Source organism: Pseudomonas sp. 2957 (assembly GCF_031456345.1).
GTDB lineage: Bacteria > Pseudomonadota > Gammaproteobacteria > Pseudomonadales > Pseudomonadaceae > Aquipseudomonas > Aquipseudomonas siliginis.
In genome coordinates this window covers 212,286-230,987 of the sequence record NZ_JAVDUL010000004.1, presented here as the reverse complement: position 1 = coordinate 230,987, position 18,702 = coordinate 212,286, and the positions used below count along the sequence as shown (strand labels likewise).

Genomic DNA, 18,702 nt, shown 5'->3' with positions numbered 1-18,702 from the left:
CCGACCGGTCGTCATCGGCAGCACTTTCATCGGCTAATGCAACGCGCGGTTTGCCCGGGCCTGCGGCGCACCCTAGAATGCCCCGATGCGCGATGATCTCTCCCTTCTGCTGAACTCCCTCAACGATGCCCAACGCCAGGCCGTAGCAGCCCCCGTTGGCCGTCAGTTGGTCCTGGCCGGCGCCGGTTCCGGTAAAACCCGAGTGCTGGTGCACCGTATCGCCTGGTTGATCCAGGTCGAAAACGCCTCACCTCACTCCATCCTGTCGGTGACCTTCACCAACAAGGCCGCTGCCGAGATGCGCCATCGCATCGAGCAGTTGCTGGGCATCAACCCGGCCGGCATGTGGGTCGGCACCTTCCACGGCCTCGCGCACCGCTTGCTGCGGGCGCACTGGCAGGAAGCGGGCCTGAGCCAGACCTTCCAGATTCTCGACAGCGATGACCAGCAGCGTCTGGTCAAGCGGGTGATCCGCGAGCTGGGCCTGGACGAGCAACGCTGGCCGGCGCGTCAGGCGCAGTGGTTCATCAACGGCCAGAAAGACGAAGGTCTGCGGCCGCAACACATTCAGGCCAGCGGCGACCTGTTCCTGGCCACCATGCGCGGCATCTACGAAGCCTACGAGGCGGCATGCCTGCGGGCTGGCGTGATCGATTTCTCCGAGCTGCTGCTGCGCGCCCTCGATCTGTGGCGCGATCACCCGGGCCTGCTGGCGCACTACCAAAAGCGCTTCCGGCATATTCTGGTCGACGAATTCCAGGACACCAACGCCGTGCAGTACGCCTGGTTGCGCCTGCTCGGCAAGGGCGGCGACAGCCTGATGGTGGTCGGCGACGACGACCAGTCGATTTACGGCTGGCGCGGGGCGAAGATCGAGAACATCCATCAGTACTCTTCGGACTTCCCGGACTCCGAAACGATTCGTCTGGAACAGAATTACCGCTCCACCGCCGGTATCCTCAAAGCCGCCAACGCGCTGATCGCCAACAACACCGGGCGCCTCGGTAAAGAGCTGTGGACCGATGGCGGCGATGGCGAAGCGATCAATCTGTACGCCGCGTTCAACGAACACGACGAAGCGCGTTACGTGGTGGAAACCATCGAAAGCGCGCTGAAAACCGGTCTGGCCCGTAGCGATATTGCGATTCTGTACCGCTCCAACGCCCAGTCGCGGGTGCTCGAAGAAGCCCTGCTGCGCGAGCGCATCCCGTACCGCATCTATGGCGGTCAGCGCTTCTTCGAACGCGCGGAAATCAAGAACGCCATGGCCTACCTGCGCTTGCTCGAAGGTCGTGGCAACGACGCGGCGCTGGAGCGCGTGATCAATGTACCGGCGCGGGGCATCGGCGAGAAAACCGTCGAAGCGATCCGCGAGCATGCGCGGCACAGCGACGTATCGATGTGGGAAGCGATGCGCCAGCTGGTGGCCAACAAAGGCCTGACCGGCCGTGCAGCGAGCGCGCTCGGTGCATTTATCGAACTGATCGAGAACCTCGCCGCCAAGTGCGCCGAGATGCCGCTGCACCTGATGACGCAAACCGTCATCGAGCAATCCGGCCTGATCGCTTATCACGAAGCGGAAAAAGGCGAAAAAGGCCAGGCCCGGGTGGAAAACCTTGAGGAACTGGTCAGCGCCGCACGTAACTTCGAGAACACCGAAGAGGACGAAGAACTGACCCCACTGGCGGCGTTCCTCGGCCACGCTTCGCTGGAGGCCGGCGACACTCAGGCCGACGAGCACGAAGACAGCGTGCAGCTGATGACCCTGCACAGCGCCAAAGGCCTGGAATTCCCTTACGTGTTCCTCGTGGGCATGGAAGAAGGCCTGTTCCCGCACAAGATGAGCCTGGAAGAACCGGGGCGTCTCGAGGAAGAACGGCGTCTGGCTTACGTCGGTATCACCCGGGCGATGCAGAATCTGGTCATGACCTACGCCGAAACCCGGCGCCTGTACGGCAGCGAAACCTACAACAAGGTGTCGCGTTTCGTCCGCGAGGTGCCGAAAGGCCTGATCCAGGAAGTGCGCCTGTCCAATAGCGTCAGCCGACCGTTCGGCGGCAACCAGTCGATGAGCGGCAGCAGCCTGTTCAACGGCAGCGAGATTCCGGAAACCGGTTTTGTGCTCGGTCAGGCCGTACGTCACTCGATCTTCGGCGAAGGGGTGATCCTCAACTTCGAAGGTTCCGGCGCCCAGGCCCGGGTGCAGGTGAACTTCAGCGAAGGCAGCAAGTGGCTGATGCTCGGCTATGCCAAGCTGGAAGCGATCTAATCACCGGCACTGAACCCATGTGGGAGCGAGCCTGCTCGCGAAAGCGCTGTGTCATCAAGCAATCATTTGCCTGACACGACACCTTCGCGAGCAGGCTCGCTCCCACAGGTTATGCGACGCAAGTGCATCAATCCCTCTGAACCTATCGCCTTTTCCTACAGACAAAAGTACATCGGCTGATTGCCTCGCCAAGCTGAACGCAACCTGTCAGGCAAAAGCCCGAAACACTCTCTCGCTAGCCAGTAACACTTCAGCTGTGCAACATGGCGCGCGTGTCTCCACAAAACGGGAATACCCTTTATGAAACGTTTTCTTAGCATCGCCATGGCGTTGTGCATCGGCCTGACGATGAGCCTCGACGCCAACGCCAAGCGCTTTGGTGGTGGCAAAAGCGCCGGCGCTGCGCCGACGCACCAGACCAGCCAGATGGCTCCCTCTTCTCCAGGCGTGGGCGGCGCAGCAGCGACCGCTGGCGCTGCCGGTGCTGCTGGCGCCGCGGCCAAGGCCGGCGGTGCTTCGCGCTGGCTCGGCCCATTGGCGGGCATCGCCGCCGGTGGCCTGCTCGCGTCGATGTTCATGGGCGACGGTTTCCAGGGCATGCAGATCTTCGACATCCTGATCATGGCCCTGATCGCGTTCGTGATCTTCCGCTTCATCGCCGCCCGTCGTCGCAAGCAGCAGGAGCAATTCGCTCCGGCCGGCGCGCCGATGCAGCGTGAAGTGTTCGAGCAGAAGCCTGCCGCCATGGGTTCGATCTTCGGTGGTTCGGCTGCTCCGGCTGCCGCCCGTCCAGTGATCAACGCACCGGCCTGGTTCAACGAAGAGCGCTTCCTTGAAGCTGCGCGTAGCCACTTCCAGTCGCTGCAGCAGCACTGGGACGCCAACGAAATGGACAAGATCGCCGAGTTCGTGACCCCACAAATGCTTGAGTTCCTCAAGCGTGAGCGTGCGGATCTGGGCGATGGCTTCCAGTCGACCTACATCGACAACCTGCAGGTGCAACTGGACGGCGTCGACGATCGTGCCGACAAGACCATCGCCACCCTGACCTTTACCGGCGTGTCGAAAACCTCGCGTTTCGACCAGGGCGAAGTGTTCAGCGAAAGCTGGAACATGGAACGTCCGCAGGGCGACAACCAGCCTTGGCTGGTCGCCGGTATCCGCCAGAACGGCTGATCCCTGCTGCGCTTCACTTGCGGTAACAGAACCCCGGCCACGGCCGGGGTTTTTCATTTCACGGTTGCATCTATGGCGAGCTACTGTATAAACCGGCCCATATAAACCGCGCCATTCAGCAAGAGGATCCCGGACGTGGAAGAAATCATCGAACAACTGCGCGAAGCCAACGAACCCGTGCCGGTTCCTTTGGAATTGCCTGACGAAGACCTGCTGGTGGAAATCGAAGAACAACTGTTCATCGACATTCCGTTCGTCTTCAAAGAATTTTTGCTGACCGTCAGCGATGTGGTCTATGGCAGCCTTGAGCCAGTGACCGTCACTGATCCGCAATCGCGCACCTATCTGCCGGACGTGGCGGCCAATGCATGGGACGCGGGTGTTGATCGCAGCTTGATCCCGATCTGTCAGGACGGCGATGACTACTACTGTGTCGAAGAAGACGGCACCGTGGTGCTGTGGCAGGCCGAAGAAGAACTGATTGCTGAAGAAACCTGGGAATCGGTGTGGCACTGGGCGCGGGACGTCTGGCTGGAAAGCTGAGCCGCCAAACGCCCCTGTGGGTCAATGCCCCGACGATTCCTTATGGTTGTCGAGGGTTTCCAGCAAGGCCACCTGCATCCGCGTATGCACGCGGATGAACCAGCGCCAGAGCAGCGCCGCAACGGCGGCCGCGACGACGGCGATCAGCACCAGCAGCTTGTTGGTCGGCAGGATACTGGCCGACAAGGCTGCCAACAGCAGGAAAATCACCAGCAGCGAGAGAATCGGGATCACTTCGGCGATCACCCGGCGCACTCGCTGTGTATGACGCCCGGCCATCTCCGGCTTGACGCCCATCTCCGCCAGCAGCATCGACAGCGCCTTGAGCTTGCGATAAGCCGCAATCAGGAACGGTAGCGAGACCAGCAACGCCCCGCCCCAGATCAGTGCCTTCTGCCAGCTCGGATCGCTGATCCAGTCCTGCAGCCACAACGAAATGCGCTCGGCGAAATATGCGCCGGCAAAGAAGATCGCAATCACCAGCGCCAGATTGACCCCGACCTGCAACAGGATCCGTCGGATCATCGACGCCAGTAGCGCGCCCTCACCTTGCGGCTGGATGCTGCGCAACCATTCGCCATACATGCCGAGTACACGCCCGAGACGCTTGGGCACGACTGCCGAGAGCTTGATCGACAACGGATCTGCCGCGCGAATCAGGTACGGCGTCAGCAGCGTGGTGATCACCGACACGGCTACAGCGACCGGGTAGAGGAAGTTGCTGGTCACCTGCAAGGTCATGCCCAGCGCGGCGATGATGAAGGAAAATTCGCCAATCTGTGACAGACCCATGCCGACTCGCAGCGAAGTCCGTCCGTCGTTGCCGGCGATAAACGCACCGAGGCCGCAGGACAACATCTTGCCCAGCACTACGGCCACGGTAATCACCGCAATCGGCCAGGCGTATTCGATGAGAATCAGCGGGTCGAGCATCAAGCCGATGGCGACAAAAAAGATCGCACTGAACAAGTCGCGAACCGGCTCGACCAACTGCTCGATTTTCAACAACTGCTTCGACTCGGCCATGATCGCACCGATCAGGAAAGCCCCGAGAACCATGCTGTATTCGAGCTTGACCACCAGCAGGCAGAAGCCGAAACACAGGCCGAGCACGGTGATCAGCAGCATCTCGTTGCTTTCGAATTTCGCCACATAAGCCAGCAGACGCGGCACCAGCAGGATGCCGATGACCAGCGCGACGATCATGAACAGCGACAGCTTGCCGACCGTGGAGAACACTTCCCCCGAGCTCACCGTGCCGCTGACGGCGATGCTCGACAGCAGCGCAATGATGCCGATGCCAAGGATGTCCTCGACAATGAGCACACCGAAGATCAACTGCGCGAAGCGCTCGTTCTTCATCTTCAGGTCATTCAGCGCTTTGACGATGATCGTGGTGGAGGAGATCGCCAGAATCGCGCCGAGGAACAACGAATCCATGGTGTTCCAGTCGAACCAGCGGCCGATTTCGTAGCCGATCCAGATCATCAGGATGATTTCGAGAAACGCGGCAATGAACGCCGTGGCGCCGACCTTGAACAACTTGCGCAGGCTGAACTCCAGGCCAAGGCAGAACATGAGGAAGATCACCCCGAGTTCGGCCAGGGTCTTGATGGTTTCTTCATCGTGAATCAGGCCGAACGGCGGCGTATGCGGGCCGATGATGAAGCCGGCGACGATGTAGCCGAGCACCACCGGTTGTTTGAAACGATGAAACAGTACGGTTACTACGCCCGCGACCAGCATGATCACTGCCAGATCCTGAATAAAACTGATGGCATGCATGGCGTAGGCTCCTTGATGACGAGGCGCGCGGACAGACGTCAGACGTTCTGCGCGAGCAGGGTAAAAATCCGCTTTTAATGTAGGAATTGCCCTTGGGCAGGGCTTTTGCAGGTTAACACCGCGACTTCGCTCTGGAAGCCGGTGCAATATATGGAAACAGATCGCTACCGGCGTGACGGCGGCCCGCCGCGCGGCGTCCCGATAACGGTGCTTTTTGAAAAGCCACCAGGTGCCCGCAGAGGCGCTTCCTGCAATCAGCCTTGATCCGTGAGAACGTTATGGAACCCGGAAACGCCCAGCTGTCGATGACGGTACTGATGACCCCCGACATGGCCAACTTCTCTGGCAATGTCCACGGCGGCACCCTGCTCAAATACCTCGACGAAGTGGCCTACGCCTGCGCCAGCCGTTATGCCGGGCGCTACGTGGTGACCCTGTCCGTGGATCAGGTGATTTTCCGCGAGCCGATTCATGTCGGCGAACTGGTGACGTTCCTGGCCTCGGTCAACTACACCGGCAACACGTCGATGGAAGTTGGCATTAAAGTGGTCACCGAAAACATCCGCGAACGCTCGGTGCGCCACACCAACAGCTGCTTCTTCACCATGGTCGCGGTGGATGATCAGCGCAAACCGGCCGCCGTGCCGCCGTTGCAACCGCAGAACAGCGAAGACAAACGCCGCTTCATGCAGGCGCAGCAGCGCCGGCAGATTCGTCAGGAACTGGAGAAGCGTTATCAGGAGATCAAGGGCGACGCCTGAGACCAAAAAGCAAAAGATCGCAGCCTTCGGCAGCTCCTACATTTTGGAATGCAAACCCATGTAGGAGCTGCAGAAGGCTGCGATCTTTTTTGAACAACGACGAGATTAAAGACTGATCGCGGTCGCCTCGAATTTCACCCGCGGATGCGCAATGCGATCCTGCGCCCGCACAAGTTGCAGCTCGTAACTGGCGCACGCCTGGGTTTCCAGCAACACCTCATGCACTGCCGCTGCGGTGAATTCGAATGCCGCCAACAGCGTGTCGCCCAGCAGTACCCGCGCCAGGAACAGGCCGGACGTTAGGTCGCCCACCCCCACCGGCTGACGCGGAAACGCCAGCAAGGGACGGCGCAAATGCCAACTGCCCTCAGCCGTCACCAACAACATTTCGAAGCCATCCGCCGGTTTGCCCGGATAATCCAGATGCTTGACCAGTACCGCTTTCGGCCCGCGCGCCAGCAGCGCACGTGCCATCGCCAGGCAATCGAACAGCGACTGCGGCTTGCGCCCGGAAAAACTGTCCAGCTCCAGCTGGTTCGGGCACATGATGTCCGCCACGGCAGCCGCTTCATCGAGAAGGAAATCGCTGACCTCGGTGGGCACGCTGCAACCCTTCTCTGGATGGCCCATCACCGGATCACACAGATACAGCATCTTCGGATTGACCGCTTTGATCCGCGCCACACCGCTGAGAATCGCCCGGCCCTGCGCGGCGCTACCGAGATAGCCGGACAGCACCGCGTCGCAATTGCCCAGCTCGCCAATCGCAGCGATGCCTTCGATCAGCTCGGGAATCTGCTGCGGTGCCAGCACTTCACCGGCCCACTGACCATACTGGGTGTGGTTGGAAAACTGCACGGTGTTGAGCGGCCAGACGTTGACCCCGACCCGCTGCATCGGAAAAACCGCAGCGCTGTTGCCGGCGTGGCCAAACACCACGTGGGACTGGATGGCGAGCAGATGAGGCGTACGTTTCATTCGGGTCATTCCGTAAAACGATTGAAATTCAAGCCGCGCAGTATGCGACGAAACACAGCCTGTACGACAGACCGGCGAGACAGTTAAGCTGACGCCATCTTTTGGAGTTCGATGTCGATGCTGACCCTGGAAAACATCTTCGTGCTGATGCTGTTCGCCGCCGCCGGTGCCTGGCTATGGCACAACCACGGCTTGCGCGAGCGCGCGCTGGAGCGGGTCAAACAGCATTGCACCAATGTTGGCGTCGAGCTGCTGGACGGTAACGTCGCGCTGAAAAAGATCGGGCTGATCAGGGATGCCAACGGTCGCCGACGACTGGCGCGGGTCTACAACTTCGAGTTCACCGTGACTGGCGAAAGCCGCCACAACGGCACCGTCACCCAGTTCGGCGCGCACAGTGCGCAGATTGAACTGGCACCCTACCCGGCGCCGTTCGACGACACGCCGCCGGTGGTCGAAGTGCACAAGCCTCGCGCAGAAGTCATCGAGCTGAGCCAGTGGCGCCAGGAACATACCAAGTGGAAGCCTTGAGCTGACTCACTGAATCCGGCATTCAGCCAAACCGGCTTGCAGCTGTTCGATGTTCTGCGGTTCAGCGAAGATCAGCTCAATTCTTGAGTCTTTTCGCCATTCGCTGGCTTGCCAACTCAGCTCGGCATGCTCCAGCGCATTGCCCGAAACCCAGCCATCCGTGCTGTGGATAACCAGTTTCGCCCGGTTCCAGTCGAGCGCGCTCAGCCAATCGGCGATGCGTGCTTGATCAAATACCTGCCCCGGATGCCAGCGCCAACCGATGCTCCAGCCCCCCTCTTGAGCCTGACTCAGGCAGATCGGTTCGGCCGGATCGCTCCAGACCGCTGGCAGCTGTGCCAATCCAGTGGGCAGCGGCAGATGCCCTGCGTCTTCGTTCGCCTTTACTGCCAGCCCCGGAAGCTCGCTCAGAGGCAGTTGCGCTTGCTGCGTCCAGATCAGCCTGACGGGCGGCAACTGGCTGGCGATTCTGTTTCGAGCTGTTTCATCGAGATCTTCCGCTTTGTTCAGCAGCAACAACCCCGCACTGGCCAACGCTTGCTGCTGAGCGTCCGGCAAGGCTCTACCTGCGTGCAATGCCTGAGCGTCCAAAACCAGAACACAGGGCTGAACCGCCAGCACACCCAGCCACGGCGCCTCATTCAGTTGCTTGAGCAATTGCGCCGGATGGCCCAGCCCGGATGGCTCGATAAACAGTCGATCCGGCCTGGCCTTGCGCAGCAGGCGGCCAAGGCCGATCTGGAATGGCGCGCCATTGACGCAACACAGGCAGCCCCCGGCCACCTCACCCAGTGCGATACCATCGTCGTCGCGAGTCAGCAGCGCGGCGTCCAGACCAATCTGGCCGAACTCGTTGATCAGTACCGCCCAGCGTTCGTCCGCAGGCCGTTGCGCCAGCAACTGGCGAATCAGGCTGGTCTTGCCGGCGCCCAACGGGCCGGCGATGACGTGGGTCGGAATGTTCTGCAACATGGCGGGTACTTTCTGCGGACAGTTATTGAGGAGATCGAAGATGCGCTGGTCGGGATGGTCGTTGCTGTTGGCGCTGCTGTCGAGTGAAGCGTGGGCTCAGGCCTGCGTGGTGCACACACAGGGCGAACGGCTCGACGTCAAAGTCTGTCAGCAGAACCGGACGATTCCGCAGAAATTGTTCAATGACGGCTTCTGCCAACCGACGCTGGCCGGGCAGAAGGTCGAGGTGGAATACGTCGACCAGTGCCCGAGCGGCGCTTTCGGCGTGTGCAGCAACGCGCAAGTCGCCAATATGCCCTATCGCCAGGATATCCACTATTACGGCGTGGCCACCGATACGGCGTATCTCAAGCCATATTGCGAAGGCCAGAGCCAGGGCGTCTGGCGCAAGCCCTGATGTGTCAGCCGAGCCAGTCGAGGGTCAGCAACAGACGGCGCTCACCGGGTGCCGGTTGCGGCGAACGATGGATCAGGCCGAAGCCTTCATTGCCGTGCCACTTTTCGCCTTTGAGCAGCGCGACGTCGCCGCTGTTGAGCTGGCGAATCGACGCTGGATCTTGCGGTTCGGCATCGGCCTGGCCAAGTTGCGCGCGGTCCATCGCACCCTCCTCAAGCCATTGGCTGCCGATGCCAGCGTAAGTAGTGATCAGGCGCACCGGCACGTGATCGACGTGGAAACGCGGACACATGGCCTTGTCCAGCACGCGCAAACGCACGCCAATACGCCGCGCGCCCAGCAGGCAGGTGAAGGCACTGATCAGCCATTTGAGGTCGCTGATGAAACCTTCGAAACCGTGCAGATCACGCAGCCCTGCAGCCAGACCGGCGAGATCCGGTTCGGCATCTTCGTCGGGCAATTCCAGACACAGCGACTCGGCCAAGGGCTCGTTGAGCGACAGCACCAATTGCGCAAAATCGGCGATGTGCACGGGTAGCTGGCGTTGCCAGACGGCGAGATTGGTCTGGTCGTCCAGGATTCGCGTCAACGTTTGCGGTGTCACACCCTGGTGCTGCTGACGGGTAAGAAGCGGCTGATCCTTGAGTGCGAGCATCAGGCGGCCTCTTCTTGCCAAGGGCCGAATGGATCAGGCAGCGAACGCCAGCCTTCTACACCCATGGCCATTTCTTCGTCGGTCAAAAGACAGGCATCGAGTTCGGCGGAGAGCTGTAGGAAATCGATGTTCTGACCAATGAAAACCAGCTCCTGGCGGCAATCTCCTACGCTTGGAGTCCAGTTTTCCATGATCGCCTGCACGCTTTCCTGATCTTCGGGCCATTGATTCTTTGCTACGAAACGCCACCAGCGCCCGGCGAATCCATGCCGCATCAAACCGCCGGCTTGAGACCAGCTACCGGCATCGGTGGGTTTGCTGGCGAGCCAGAAGAAGCCTTTGGAGCGCAGCAGCTTGCCGTTCAGCCATGGGCGGTCAATGAAGCTGAAAAAGCGTTGCGGGTGGAATGGCCGGCGCGCGCGGTAGGCCGTCGAGGCGATGCCGTATTCCTGTGTTTCCGGGACGTGCTCACCGCGCAATTCCTGCAGCCACCCAGGCGCTTGTGCGGCCTTCTCGAAATCGAAACGACCGGTGTTGAGGATTTTCTCCAGGGGGATTTCGCCCATCACCATTGGAATGATTTCAGCCTGGGCATTGAGGCGCTTGAGGATCGCGGTAAGTTCTTCGCGCTCGTGCTGGTTGATCAGGTCGATTTTGCTGATCAGCAGGACGTCGGCGAACTCGATCTGCTCGATCAACAGATCGGTGATGGAGCGCTCGTCTTCTTCACCGAGAATCTCGCCGCGAGAGGCAAGGCTTTCGGCCGCCTGGTAATCGAGCAGGAAATTCACGCCGTCGACGACCGTGACCATGGTGTCCAGGCGCGCGATGTCGGCGAGGCTTTGCCCTTGTTCATCGCGGAAGGTGAAGGTTTCAGCGACCGGAAGCGGTTCGGAAATGCCGGTTGATTCGATCAGCAGGTAATCGAAACGATCCTCGCGAGCGAGTTTGCTGACTTCTTCAAGGAGGTCTTCACGTAACGTACAGCAGATACAGCCATTGCTCATTTCGATGAGTTTTTCCTCAGCGCGGTTCAGGCTGACATCACGCTGGACTTCACTGCCATCGATGTTGATTTCGCTCATATCGTTGACGATCACCGCTACACGCAAGCCGTCTCGGTTACGTAGTACGTAATTCAAAAGTGTACTTTTTCCCGCGCCGAGAAATCCGGAAAGTACGGTGACGGGCAATTTGGCTGACATTGGATAATCCTCATAAATGGCAGCCGATTTGCGCTTTCAGGTGTGCGCTTGGCGTGTTGCGCTCCATTACTCGGGACAATGAAGGCAAACGATTGTGATCGGCAGCTCAGGCTGGTGGCGATTTATGTTATAGTATAACAACCTGAGCTTGCCAGTCCGACGCAGGAGATTTCGCAAATTGCCGCACCACCGATCGTGGAAACTCGCAATTAACAATGGGTTGAAATACCTGCTTTTGAGCTGCGCTACGTCGCTGGCCGGCCAAGCCCAAGCGCAAATGCCGGCGCTCGCGCACTGCACGCGCAGCGCTAATTTGCTGGCATGTGTGGACGCCGACGGCAATGCCTATAGCGTCAATACGGTCGGCACCACGCTTTACCTGCGCGGATTCGAGAAGGACGGCCATCGCTATTGGGCGCAAACCAACAGCCGCTTCGGCCAATTAACCTTTTTTACCGGCATCGCCTCCGATGGCGAGGCTTGGGTTGGCTACACCCGCCGTGTCGGCTGGACGACCATCAACCGTTTTTCCAGCTCGGGTGGTAGCAGCGCAAGGTTCACTTGCAGCCGGATGACGGGCTGCTAGTGAAAACCTTTTCATGAAAAAAGCATCGCTGAATGGATTGTTATAATGTAACGTAAATAGAGATCAATACGACGGTCTCAACCATGAATGCTCTTACTCTCCCGGATATTGCCGCCCAATCTGCGCGCCAGGCACTGCCACTCGATTGGGTAGGCATGCGTGGGATTGCCCTACCCGTTGTGCTCGAAAGCCAACGCCTCAGCGCCAGAGTCGACGCTGGCGTGAGTCTCGATGATGGTGAAGCGCGTGGTATTCACATGTCGCGCTTGTATCTGGCACTCGAAGCCCTCGAACAGCGAAGCCTTTCTCCCGCTCTGCTGCATCAGGTACTCAAGGGTTTTCTGATAAGTCACCAAGGTCTATCCGCCTGCGCATATCTGAACATTCACACCGACTTATTGCTGAAACGGCCGGCGTTAGTCAGCCCCCTAGCCGGCTGGAAATCCTATCCGACAACCATTTCAGCAAGCCTGAAACAGCAAATGTTCCACGTGGAACTAAAACTCGAGGTGCCCTATTCCTCGACATGCCCCTGCTCGGCAGCCTTGGCAAGGCAATTGATCCAGCAGCAATTCATCGACGACTTCGCCAACAACGCTCTGCAACATGCCGATGTTTTGGCATGGCTTGGCTCAACCAAAGGGATCGTAGCGACGCCGCACAGCCAACGTAGCTATGCGCAACTGCACCTGCATCTCGACAATTTCATCGACGAGCTACCGCTGACAGCGATCATCGATGACGCTGAAGCAGCCCTCGGCACAGCCGTGCAGACCGCAGTAAAGCGCCCCGACGAGCAAGCCTTCGCACTCGCCAATGGGCAGAACCTGATGTTCTGTGAAGACGCCGCGCGCCGCCTCAACCTGGCACTGCAACGCACACCCGGCATCAACCAATTCCACATCCGCGTGATCCATGCCGAAAGCCTGCATGCCCATGACGCCGTCGCCGAAAGCAGCTGGCGACCGGAGCAAAAATGATCCGTTGCCAATCCTTGGTCTGGGGCGCACCCGGCCAACCGCTGACGACGCCTCTGAGTCTTGAGTTCGAAAGCGCCAGCCTGACCGCAATCATCGGCGCCAACGGCTGCGGCAAAAGCAGTCTGCTGAAAGTCATCGCCGGTTTGCAGAAGCCCTTGGCCGGCAAGGTGGAAATGGCTGTTCCACGCCAAAGCGGCATTTCCTTTCTGCCGCAACAGCAACATTTGGATCGGCAGTTTCCAATCAGCCTCGAAGAGCTCATCGCCGCAGGTTTCTGGGGCCGTCGGCTCTCGACACAGCTGCGCACGCAGCGACTGAAAAACGCATTGGAAGACTGGCATTTGAGTGGACTCGAACAGCGCCCGTTGATGGCCCTGTCCGGCGGTGAGCTACAACGTGCCCTGCTCGCGCGACTGAGCCTTGCTGACGCCCCGGTGCTGTTGCTGGACGAACCGCACGCCGCACTCGACGAACTCGGCCAGCAATTGCTCTGGCAGCACATTCACCACTGGCACGCCGAAGGCCGGACACTGCTTGTGGTTTGCCATGACCTGGCGGCTGTCCGCCAACACATTCCGCATACCCTGTTGATCAAAAACGGCCACTGCGTGTACGGAACCAGCCGAGAACTGATCCAGCCAACACCGCACATGCAGGTCGCCTGATGCTCGCCACCGTCAGCCATTTCTGGCAGCCGTTCAGCGAATTCGTGTTCATGCGCCGCGCCTTGCTCGGCGGCCTGGTGTTGGCGTGCAGCACGGCGCCCTTGGGCGTGTTTCTGATTCTCAGACGGATGAGCCTGATCGGCGACGCTGTCGCCCACGGCATTCTCCCTGGTGCAGCGCTGGGATTCTGGCTTGCCGGTTTGAGCCTTCCTGCCCTGACGCTCGGCGGCCTCGGCGCCGGCCTGAGCATGGCCGGACTTGCAGCCTGGATCACCCGGCGAACGGGGTTGCGAGAAGATGCCAGCCTCGCCGCGATCTATCCGATCTCACTGGCCAGCGGCGTTTTGATCCTTGGCATCGCCGGCAAGCGCCTCGACCTTCTGCACTTGCTGTTCGGTTCGGCGCTAGCCGTGGATGGACCGACGCTGACCGGCATGCTTTGGGTCTCGGCCATCAGCCTCATGGCTATGGCCGCGATCTACAGACCCCTGCTGTTGGACACACTCGACCCGCTGTTCTTGCGCACGGTCAGTCGTCTCGGGCCACTGGCTCATGGCGTGTTCCTGACCCTGGTCGTGCTGAATCTGGTGATCGGCTTTCAGGCCATCGGCGCACTGATGGTAGTCGGGCTGATGATGCTTCCGGCTGCCGCGTCGAGATTCTGGAGTCGCCGTCTGCCAATACTGATTGGCGTCGCCGCCGTCATGGGCTGCGTGTCGGTGTGGCTCGGTTTGCTGCTGTCGTTCTATTACTCGCTGCCCAGCGGCCCGGCCATCGTCCTGGTTGCCGGGGCCGGCTATCTGCTGTCGGTGGTGTTTGGACCGGTTCACGGTTTGCTGCGCCGCCCGCCTTTGCTCACATCCCAATGAGGTGTTTCCCGATGCGCGCTCTACTCGTGCTGTTCAGCCTGATACTGTCGATGTCACTGTCGGCTGCCGAAAAACTGCCGGTGGTTACCAGCTTCAGCATCCTTGCCGACATGGTTCATCAGGTCGGCGGCGAACACGTTGAGATCACCAACATGGTCGGCGCAGATGCCGATGCGCACACCTACGAGCCAACACCGGACGATGCCAAGGCATTGCTCAAAGCCAAAGTGATCATCAAGAACGGCCTCGGTTTCGAGCCTTGGCTGGATCGCCTGGTGACCAGCACCGACAGCAAGGCGACGGTGATCAGCGCCAGTCGCGGGGTGATTCCACGTTCGCTCGATGAAGACGGCGAGACTGTTGCGGATCCACACGCCTGGCACAATCTGGCGAACGCTGAGTTGTACGTCGCCAACATCACCAAGGCGCTGATCGCCGCCGACCCGGCCAACAAGCCTGACTACGAGCGCAACAGCCAGACCTACCTCAAGCAGATCTATGCCCTGCTCGCCGAAGCCAAAAACAAACTCGGCGCGCTGCCGCCGGGTAATCGCAAGATCGTCACCAGCCACGATGCCTTTGGCTATCTGGGACAGGCCTATGGCATCGACTTTATCGCGCCACAGGGTTTGTCCACCGAACGCGAACCCTCCGCCGCCGAAGTCGCTGCGCTGATCACGCAGATTCGCCAGGCGAAGGTCAAAGCGGTGTTCATGGAGAACATCAAGGACGCGCGTCTGCTCAAGCAGATCGCGGATGAAAGCGGCGCGCACATTGGCGGCACGCTGTACTCGGATGCGCTGGCGGTGAGTGGACCGGCGAGCACCTTTACCGGGCTGTTCGAATACAACCTCAATACGTTGTACAAGGCGTTGAGTCAGCCATGACTTGAGGCGAACTTCCGATCTATTCGCGAGCAGGCTCGCTCCCACAGTTGGAATGGGTTCCAACTGTGGAGCGCTGCGAAGGTTTTAAGCGCGGGGTTTTACCGTGCCGCAATCCTGACCCAGCCACACCGCACGGGTTTCCAGGCTACCCTTCTGGTTAATGCCGATGGCGTTGAAGGTGCCATTGGCAACGGTGGTGAATTCGCGGTCACTGAGGAATGTCGCCACGCCGGTACCTTGGGCTTTCGGGCAGCTGAAGCGGAATTTCCACTGGTTGCCGGTGCGCTCGGTGATCTGCTGTTTGCAGCCCGATTGCGGATCGGCCAGCGGGATATCGTTGGTTGCCACCTGCTGCGGCGTCAGGCAGGCACGGATCCCCTTGCCGCCAATATTGATGCCGTTTTTCTCGAGCGCAGCGCGCTGCTGCGGGGTGATCTGGCCTTGAATCTGGCCAAGGATCGATTGCACGTCCATGGCCTGATCATCGACCTTCAGATTGCTCGAAGACATTTCCCACAACCCCGGCTGCAGCATTTGTGCCTGCGCAACCACCGGTAATGCCAAACCCAGGCCCAGCGCCAAACCCAGCAGACGAACGTTCATCGAGTAACTCCTGATCAGTTGTGGCCGTTAGACGCCGGCCGATTGTGTCGGTTCATGCGCCGATTAAATAGAGACATTCGCCGCAGAACATGGTCTGTTAAGCATTGCATCTCGCGGAGCAAGGCTGCCCCATGGATTTTTTCGGACCGCACATTTTCGGTTACCTGATCGCCCTGTTGCACACACTCGGTTCGATCGCTGCGATCCATGCGGTGCTGACCGTGCGCACAGCGCAAGGCTCGATCGCCTGGGCATTGTCGTTGATCTTCATTCCCTACTTCACGCTTATTCCGTATCTGGTCTTTGGTCGCAGTACCTTCGATGGCTACATCAAGGCCCGGCGCCAGGCCAACGAGCAGATGCGCCTGGCCATTTCAGAACTGAACTGGCGTCCATGGGTGGAGGAGGCTCTGGCCGCTCGCGCTTCGAGCGCCTACGCCTCATTGCGCGCGATGCCGAAACTGGGGCGCATGCCGTGCCTGGCGAACAACGAGGTGCAACTGCTGGTGAACGGCACCGCGACCTTCGATGCGATTTTTCAGGCGATCGCACAAGCGGAGGAAGCCGTGCTGATCCAGTTCTTCATCATTCACGACGACCGGCTCGGCCAGCGCTTGCGTGATTTGCTGTTGAAGAAAGCCGCCGAAGGCGTGTCGATTCATTTGCTCTATGACCGCATTGGCAGCCATGCCCTGCCCCATCATTACGTGCAAGCGCTGCGTGATGCCGGCGTCGAGGTCAAAGCCTTTGCCACGCGCAGTGGCTGGCTCAACCGCTTTCAGGTCAACTTCCGCAACCACCGCAAAATCGTCGTGGTCGATGGCGTAGTCGGGTTTGTCGGCGGGCATAACGTCGGCGATGAATACATGGGTGAGAAACCACCGCTGGCGCCATGGCGTGACACCCACGTCAAAGTCCGCGGGCCGGTGGTAGCCTGCATGCAGGAATCCTTCGCCGAAGACTGGTTCTGGGCTGCTCGTACTCTGCCGCCGTTGATCCTGCCGGATACGTACCCGGAGGATGGCGTGCTTTGCCAATTGCTCGCCAGCGGCCCGGCGGACGCCTACGAAACCTGCTCGCTGTTTTTCGTCGAAGCCATCCACGCAGCAACGCAACGCGTATGGATCACCAGCCCGTACTTTGTCCCGGACGAAGCGGTGTTCGCGGCATTGAGGCTGGCGGTGTTGCGTGGCGTCGATGTGCGCCTGCTGTTGCCGTCGCGGCCTGATCATCGCATCGTCTATGCCGCCTCAAGCCTGTATGCCTTTGAAGCGGTGCGTGCCGGCGTTAGGGTGTTCCGTTATCGACCGGGTTTTCTGCACCAGAAAGTGGTGTTGATCGACAGCGAGATCAGCGCCATTGGCAGCGCCAATCTGGATAACCGTTCCTTCCGCCTGAATTTCGAAGTGATGTTGCTGACCGTAGACAGTGAGTTCGCCGCCGCCGTGGAACAAATGCTCAATGACGATTTCGCCCTGGCCGATGAGGTGGCCAAAGAAGAAAGCCGGGAGATCCACCGCCTGCAACAGGTCGGCATGCGGATCGCCCGGCTGATTTCGCCGATTCTCTGAGCGCCCCGCTTCAGGGGTGGTAGATGTCGTCGCGGGTCCAAGGCAGTTCGTGGCTGCCATCCGGATGCGCTTTCACAGCGAGGATCTGATGCAGGTTGATCCAGCCCCGCGCGAAGGCATAAGCGCAACCGGCCAGATACAGACGCCAGATACGCAGTGCTTGCTCAGGCACCAGTTTCGCCGCAGCTTCGAGGTTGTCCTCCAGTCGCTCGCTCCAGTGATCGAGCGTGCGCGCGTAATGCAGGCGCAGGCTTTCGACATCGACGATTTCCAGCCCGGCTTCACTGATCTCGGCAGAGATCATCGCCAGGTGCGGTAACTCGCCGTTGGGAAACACGTATTTTTCGATGAAGTTGCCTGCGCCGCGTCCAACCGGGCGGCCATCGGTGTGCTTGGCGGTAATGCCGTGGTTCATTACCAGGCCGCCCTCCTTCACCGCACCAAACAGCGTTGCGCAATACTCGGCGAGATTGGCATGACCAACATGTTCGAACATGCCGACGCTGACAACCTTGTCGAAGCGGCCGTCTTGCGGCAAATCGCGATAGTCGAGCAATTGCAGTTCGACCTGATCGTCCAGCCCTTCGGCTTTGACTCGCTCCTGCGCCAGGGCCAATTGTTCCTTGCTCAAGGTAATACCAAACACTTTTACGCCAAACTCTCGCGCCGCATATCGCGCCAGACCACCCCAACCACAACCGACATCCAGCAGATATTCGCCCGGCTGCAAGCGCAGCTTGCGGCACAGATGGCGGAATTTGGCTTGCTGAGCCTGTTCGAGGGTTTCGCTGCCGGTTTCGAAATAGGCACAGGAATACGCCATGTCGCTGTCCAGCCACAGCTGATAAAAGGCATTCGACAGGTCGTAATGATAGGAGATGGCTTTGGCGTCGGTGTCCTTGTCGTGTTGCGCGCGCACCGGCTGACTGTCTTCGTCTTCGTCGAGCAGCGCATTGCTCAACTCATCGCAAACCCGGATGACCTCGCTGATCGAGCCCTCCAGTTCCAGTTTGCCTTCGACGAACGCCGCACCCAGCGCATCCAGGCTTGGGTGGGTGAATTGAGTGACCATCTGCGGGTCCTTGACCACGATGGTTACGCTGGGCGTCGGCCCCAGATTGAACTCGTGGCCGTCCCAGAGTCGCAGGCGAAGCGGTAACTGCAGATTCTGTAAGGCCGGTGGAAGTTGCGCAAGCATGGAAAATCCCCCCTTGTTTCAGACGTCTGATCTGAGGGTAGACCAACCTTGAAAAATAGCAGGCTATCGAT

The 18,702-nt window shown here is 59.8% G+C and carries 19 protein-coding genes; 12 read left to right on the top strand and 7 right to left on the bottom strand.

The annotated features are described in order from the left end of the window. Positions 1 to 85 precede the first annotated feature (85 nt). From uvrD to J2Y39_RS15680, 3 genes are all read left to right on the top strand, one after another. Positions 86 to 2,269 carry a DNA helicase II gene (uvrD, locus tag J2Y39_RS15690; RefSeq protein WP_095181201.1) on the top strand — a complete coding sequence of 728 codons (2,184 nt, stop codon included), beginning with the start codon at positions 86 to 88 and terminating at the stop codon, positions 2,267 to 2,269. 300 nt (positions 2,270 to 2,569) lie between these two features. Further along, positions 2,570 to 3,445: a Tim44 domain-containing protein gene (locus tag J2Y39_RS15685; protein WP_016772449.1), complete on the top strand. Its 876-nt coding sequence runs from the start codon at positions 2,570 to 2,572 to the stop codon at positions 3,443 to 3,445. A gap of 135 nt (positions 3,446 to 3,580) precedes the next feature. After that, positions 3,581 to 3,988 (top strand): SMI1/KNR4 family protein, encoded by a 408-nt coding sequence (locus J2Y39_RS15680; RefSeq protein WP_056790981.1) that lies wholly within the window; start codon positions 3,581 to 3,583, stop codon positions 3,986 to 3,988. Between the two features lie 21 nt (positions 3,989 to 4,009). Here J2Y39_RS15680 and J2Y39_RS15675 read toward each other — a convergent pair whose 3' ends face one another. Beyond that, the gene (locus tag J2Y39_RS15675) at positions 4,010 to 5,773 is read right to left on the bottom strand and encodes a cation:proton antiporter (RefSeq protein WP_150743150.1); all 1,764 of its coding nucleotides are present in this window, start codon (positions 5,771 to 5,773) and stop codon (positions 4,010 to 4,012) included. 278 nt (positions 5,774 to 6,051) lie between these two features. Here J2Y39_RS15675 and J2Y39_RS15670 point away from each other — a divergent pair, with 278 nt between their 5' ends. Further along, positions 6,052 to 6,534 carry an acyl-CoA thioesterase gene (locus tag J2Y39_RS15670; RefSeq protein ID WP_016772447.1) on the top strand — a complete coding sequence of 161 codons (483 nt, stop codon included), beginning with the start codon at positions 6,052 to 6,054 and terminating at the stop codon, positions 6,532 to 6,534. A gap of 105 nt (positions 6,535 to 6,639) precedes the next feature. Here the strand turns inward: J2Y39_RS15670 and pdxY are convergent, their stop codons facing one another. Continuing rightward, positions 6,640 to 7,512, bottom strand: a complete 873-nt coding sequence (pdxY, locus tag J2Y39_RS15665; protein WP_041476573.1) for a pyridoxal kinase PdxY — start codon at positions 7,510 to 7,512, stop codon at positions 6,640 to 6,642. Positions 7,513 to 7,629: 117 nt separating this feature from the next. Between pdxY and J2Y39_RS15660 the strand changes: the two genes are divergently transcribed. After that, positions 7,630 to 8,043, top strand: a complete 414-nt coding sequence (locus tag J2Y39_RS15660; RefSeq protein ID WP_038861179.1) for a DUF3301 domain-containing protein — start codon at positions 7,630 to 7,632, stop codon at positions 8,041 to 8,043. 6 nt (positions 8,044 to 8,049) lie between these two features. Here J2Y39_RS15660 and J2Y39_RS15655 read toward each other — a convergent pair whose 3' ends face one another. Continuing rightward, positions 8,050 to 9,015: a GTP-binding protein gene (locus J2Y39_RS15655; RefSeq protein WP_310218655.1), complete on the bottom strand. Its 966-nt coding sequence runs from the start codon at positions 9,013 to 9,015 to the stop codon at positions 8,050 to 8,052. A 40-nt stretch (positions 9,016 to 9,055) separates the two neighbouring features. On the opposite strand from J2Y39_RS15655, the gene J2Y39_RS15650 reads away from it, so the two are divergent. Beyond that, the gene (locus tag J2Y39_RS15650; RefSeq protein WP_310218653.1) at positions 9,056 to 9,412 is read left to right on the top strand and encodes an NADH:ubiquinone oxidoreductase; all 357 of its coding nucleotides are present in this window, start codon (positions 9,056 to 9,058) and stop codon (positions 9,410 to 9,412) included. 4 nt (positions 9,413 to 9,416) lie between these two features. Here J2Y39_RS15650 and J2Y39_RS15645 read toward each other — a convergent pair whose 3' ends face one another. Continuing rightward, a complete protein-coding gene (locus J2Y39_RS15645; RefSeq protein WP_252877144.1) occupies positions 9,417 to 10,067 on the bottom strand; it encodes a DUF1826 domain-containing protein in 651 nt (216 codons plus the stop codon). Then, positions 10,067 to 11,272, bottom strand: coding sequence for a zinc metallochaperone GTPase ZigA (gene zigA, locus J2Y39_RS15640; protein ID WP_056790996.1), 1,206 nt, complete (start codon positions 11,270 to 11,272; stop codon positions 10,067 to 10,069). The genes J2Y39_RS15645 and zigA overlap by 1 nt, the downstream gene beginning before the upstream one ends. 277 nt (positions 11,273 to 11,549) lie before the next feature. On the opposite strand from zigA, the gene J2Y39_RS15635 reads away from it, so the two are divergent. The 5 genes from J2Y39_RS15635 to J2Y39_RS15615 all read left to right on the top strand — a co-directional run bounded on the left by J2Y39_RS15635 (position 11,550) and on the right by J2Y39_RS15615 (position 15,259). Further along, positions 11,550 to 11,858, top strand: coding sequence for a glutamine synthetase (locus J2Y39_RS15635; protein ID WP_409037434.1), 309 nt, complete (start codon positions 11,550 to 11,552; stop codon positions 11,856 to 11,858). Between the two features lie 83 nt (positions 11,859 to 11,941). Next, the gene (folE2, locus tag J2Y39_RS15630) at positions 11,942 to 12,838 is read left to right on the top strand and encodes a GTP cyclohydrolase FolE2 (protein WP_310218649.1); all 897 of its coding nucleotides are present in this window, start codon (positions 11,942 to 11,944) and stop codon (positions 12,836 to 12,838) included. Further along, entirely contained in the window at positions 12,835 to 13,503 is a 669-nt protein-coding gene (locus J2Y39_RS15625; RefSeq protein ID WP_122698756.1) for a metal ABC transporter ATP-binding protein, read from the top strand. Before folE2 ends, J2Y39_RS15625 begins: the two co-directional genes overlap by 4 nt. Beyond that, positions 13,503 to 14,372, top strand: a complete 870-nt coding sequence (locus J2Y39_RS15620; RefSeq protein WP_310218645.1) for a metal ABC transporter permease — start codon at positions 13,503 to 13,505, stop codon at positions 14,370 to 14,372. Before J2Y39_RS15625 ends, J2Y39_RS15620 begins: the two co-directional genes overlap by 1 nt. Positions 14,373 to 14,383: 11 nt before the next feature. Then, complete coding sequence (locus J2Y39_RS15615) at positions 14,384 to 15,259, top strand: metal ABC transporter substrate-binding protein (protein WP_310218643.1); 876 nt, start codon at positions 14,384 to 14,386, stop codon at positions 15,257 to 15,259. 84 nt (positions 15,260 to 15,343) lie between these two features. Here J2Y39_RS15615 and J2Y39_RS15610 read toward each other — a convergent pair whose 3' ends face one another. Further along, a complete protein-coding gene (locus J2Y39_RS15610) occupies positions 15,344 to 15,862 on the bottom strand; it encodes a DUF3617 domain-containing protein (protein ID WP_016772436.1) in 519 nt (172 codons plus the stop codon). Positions 15,863 to 15,993: 131 nt separating this feature from the next. On the opposite strand from J2Y39_RS15610, the gene cls reads away from it, so the two are divergent. Beyond that, a complete protein-coding gene (cls, locus tag J2Y39_RS15605) occupies positions 15,994 to 17,433 on the top strand; it encodes a cardiolipin synthase (protein ID WP_310218641.1) in 1,440 nt (479 codons plus the stop codon). Positions 17,434 to 17,443: 10 nt separating this feature from the next. Here the strand turns inward: cls and cfaB are convergent, their stop codons facing one another. After that, on the bottom strand, positions 17,444 to 18,631 hold the full coding sequence (gene cfaB / locus J2Y39_RS15600; RefSeq protein WP_252868501.1) for a C17 cyclopropane fatty acid synthase CfaB: 1,188 nt from the start codon (positions 18,629 to 18,631) through the stop codon (positions 17,444 to 17,446). Positions 18,632 to 18,702: the final 71 nt, after the last annotated feature.